This is a genomic window from Pseudomonas sp. B23(2017) (genome assembly GCF_002113725.1).
Classification (GTDB): domain Bacteria; phylum Pseudomonadota; class Gammaproteobacteria; order Pseudomonadales; family Pseudomonadaceae; genus Aquipseudomonas; species Aquipseudomonas putida_Z.
Window position 1 is genome coordinate 1,964 of the sequence record NZ_NEJM01000034.1, and the last position, 3,224, is coordinate 5,187.

2 rRNA genes are annotated in these 3,224 nt (G+C 51.6%); both read left to right on the plus strand.

The features are described 5' to 3' along the window. Nucleotides 1-105 precede the first annotated feature (105 nt). Nucleotides 106-2,997, plus strand: a 23S ribosomal RNA gene (locus CAG46_RS27380). A 137-nt stretch (nucleotides 2,998-3,134) separates the two neighbouring features. Beyond that, a 5S ribosomal RNA gene (gene rrf, locus CAG46_RS27385) occupies nucleotides 3,135-3,224 on the plus strand; the annotation flags it as partial.

Sequence of the window (3,224 nt, forward strand, 5' to 3'; positions counted from 1 at the left end):
TAAATCAGGCTAAGGTAAAATTTGTGAGTTCTGCTCGAAAGAGCAACATGCGAATTTTCGGCGAATGTCGTCTTCACAGTATAACCAGATTGCTTGGGGTTATATGGTCAAGTGAAGAAGCGCATACGGTGGATGCCTTGGCAGTCAGAGGCGATGAAAGACGTGGTAGCCTGCGATAAGCTTTGGGGAGTCGGCAAACAGACTGTGATCCAGAGATCTCTGAATGGGGGAACCCACTCAGCACAAGCTGAGTATCTTGTACTGAATACATAGGTGCAAGAGGCGAACCAGGGGAACTGAAACATCTAAGTACCCTGAGGAAAAGAAATCAACCGAGATTCCCTTAGTAGTGGCGAGCGAACGGGGACCAGCCCTTAAGTTGATTTGAGATTAGTGGAACGCTCTGGAAAGTGCGGCCATAGTGGGTGATAGCCCCGTACACGAAAATCTCTTGTCAATGAAATCGAGTAGGACGGAGCACGAGAAACTTTGTCTGAATATGGGGGGACCATCCTCCAAGGCTAAATACTACTGACTGACCGATAGTGAACCAGTACCGTGAGGGAAAGGCGAAAAGAACCCCGGAGAGGGGAGTGAAATAGAACCTGAAACCGTATGCGTACAAGCAGTGGGAGCCTACTTTGTTAGGTGACTGCGTACCTTTTGTATAATGGGTCAGCGACTTATATTCAGTGGCGAGCTTAACCGAATAGGGGAGGCGTAGCGAAAGCGAGTCTTAATAGGGCGTTTAGTCGCTGGGTATAGACCCGAAACCGGGCGATCTATCCATGGGCAGGTTGAAGGTTAGGTAACACTGACTGGAGGACCGAACCGACTACCGTTGAAAAGTTAGCGGATGACCTGTGGATCGGAGTGAAAGGCTAATCAAGCTCGGAGATAGCTGGTTCTCCTCGAAAGCTATTTAGGTAGCGCCTCATGTATCACTCCAGGGGGTAGAGCACTGTTTCGGCTAGGGGGTCATCCCGACTTACCAAACCGATGCAAACTCCGAATACCTGGAAGTGCCGAGCATGGGAGACACACGGCGGGTGCTAACGTCCGTCGTGAAAAGGGAAACAACCCAGACCGTCAGCTAAGGTCCCAAAGTCATGGTTAAGTGGGAAACGATGTGGGAAGGCTTAGACAGCTAGGAGGTTGGCTTAGAAGCAGCCACCCTTTAAAGAAAGCGTAATAGCTCACTAGTCGAGTCGGCCTGCGCGGAAGATGTAACGGGGCTCAAACCATGCACCGAAGCTACGGGTGTCATCTTTGATGACGCGGTAGAGGAGCGTTCTGTAAGCCTGTGAAGGTGAGTTGAGAAGCTTGCTGGAGGTATCAGAAGTGCGAATGCTGACATGAGTAACGACAATGCGAGTGAAAAACTCGCACGCCGAAAGACCAAGGTTTCCTGCGCAACGTTAATCGACGCAGGGTTAGTCGGTCCCTAAGGCGAGGCTGAAAAGCGTAGTCGATGGAAAACAGGTTAATATTCCTGTACTTCCAGTTATTGCGATGGAGGGACGGAGAAGGTTAGGCCAGCCTGGCGTTGGTTGTCCAGGTTTAAGGTGGTAGGCTGAAATCTTAGGCAAATCCGGGATTTCAAGGCCGAGAGCTGATGACGAGTTGCCTTTAGGCGACGAAGTGGTTGATACCATGCTTCCAAGAAAAGCTCCTAAGCTTCAGATAACTGGGAACCGTACCCCAAACCGACACAGGTGGTTAGGTAGAGAATACCAAGGCGCTTGAGAGAACTCGGGTGAAGGAACTAGGCAAAATGGCACCGTAACTTCGGGAGAAGGTGCGCCGGCGAGGGTGAAGGACTTGCTCCGTAAGCCCATGCCGGTCGAAGATACCAGGCCGCTGCGACTGTTTATTAAAAACACAGCACTCTGCAAACACGAAAGTGGACGTATAGGGTGTGACGCCTGCCCGGTGCCGGAAGGTTAATTGATGGGGTTAGCGCAAGCGAAGCTCTTGATCGAAGCCCCGGTAAACGGCGGCCGTAACTATAACGGTCCTAAGGTAGCGAAATTCCTTGTCGGGTAAGTTCCGACCTGCACGAATGGCGTAACGATGGCGGCGCTGTCTCCACCCGAGACTCAGTGAAATTGAAATCGCTGTGAAGATGCAGTGTATCCGCGGCTAGACGGAAAGACCCCGTGAACCTTTACTATAGCTTTGCACTGGACTTTGAATTTGCTTGTGTAGGATAGGTGGGAGGCTTTGAAGTGGGGACGCCAGTTCTCATGGAGCCATCCTTGAAATACCACCCTGGCAACTTTGAGGTTCTAACTCAGGTCCGTTATCCGGATCGAGGACAGTGTATGGTGGGTAGTTTGACTGGGGCGGTCTCCTCCCAAAGAGTAACGGAGGAGTACGAAGGTGCGCTCAGACCGGTCGGAAATCGGTCGTAGAGTATAAAGGCAAAAGCGCGCTTGACTGCGAGACAAACACGTCGAGCAGGTACGAAAGTAGGTCTTAGTGATCCGGTGGTTCTGTATGGAAGGGCCATCGCTCAACGGATAAAAGGTACTCCGGGGATAACAGGCTGATACCGCCCAAGAGTTCATATCGACGGCGGTGTTTGGCACCTCGATGTCGGCTCATCACATCCTGGGGCTGAAGCCGGTCCCAAGGGTATGGCTGTTCGCCATTTAAAGTGGTACGCGAGCTGGGTTTAGAACGTCGTGAGACAGTTCGGTCCCTATCTGCCGTGGACGTTTGAGATTTGAGAGGGGCTGCTCCTAGTACGAGAGGACCGGAGTGGACGAACCTCTGGTGTTCCGGTTGTCACGCCAGTGGCATTGCCGGGTAGCTATGTTCGGAAGAGATAACCGCTGAAAGCATCTAAGCGGGAAACTTGCCTCAAGATGAGATCTCACTGGGATCTTGAATCCCCTGAAGGGCCGTCGAAGACTACGACGTTGATAGGTTGGGTGTGTAAGCGCTGTGAGGCGTTGAGCTAACCAATACTAATTGCCCGTGAGGCTTGACCATATAACACCCAAGCAATTTGCGCACGAAAGCCAAATTGTGGTGGTGAAGACGAAACGAACCGAAAGTTCGCAACATCACAAATATCGCATATCCGAATTCGCTGGGCTGTCCATCTGGACATTCTGGCAACAGAATTTCTTGACGACCATAGAGCATTGGAACCACCTGATCCCATCCCGAACTCAGCAGTGAAACGATGCATCGCCGATGGTAGTGTGGGGTTTCCC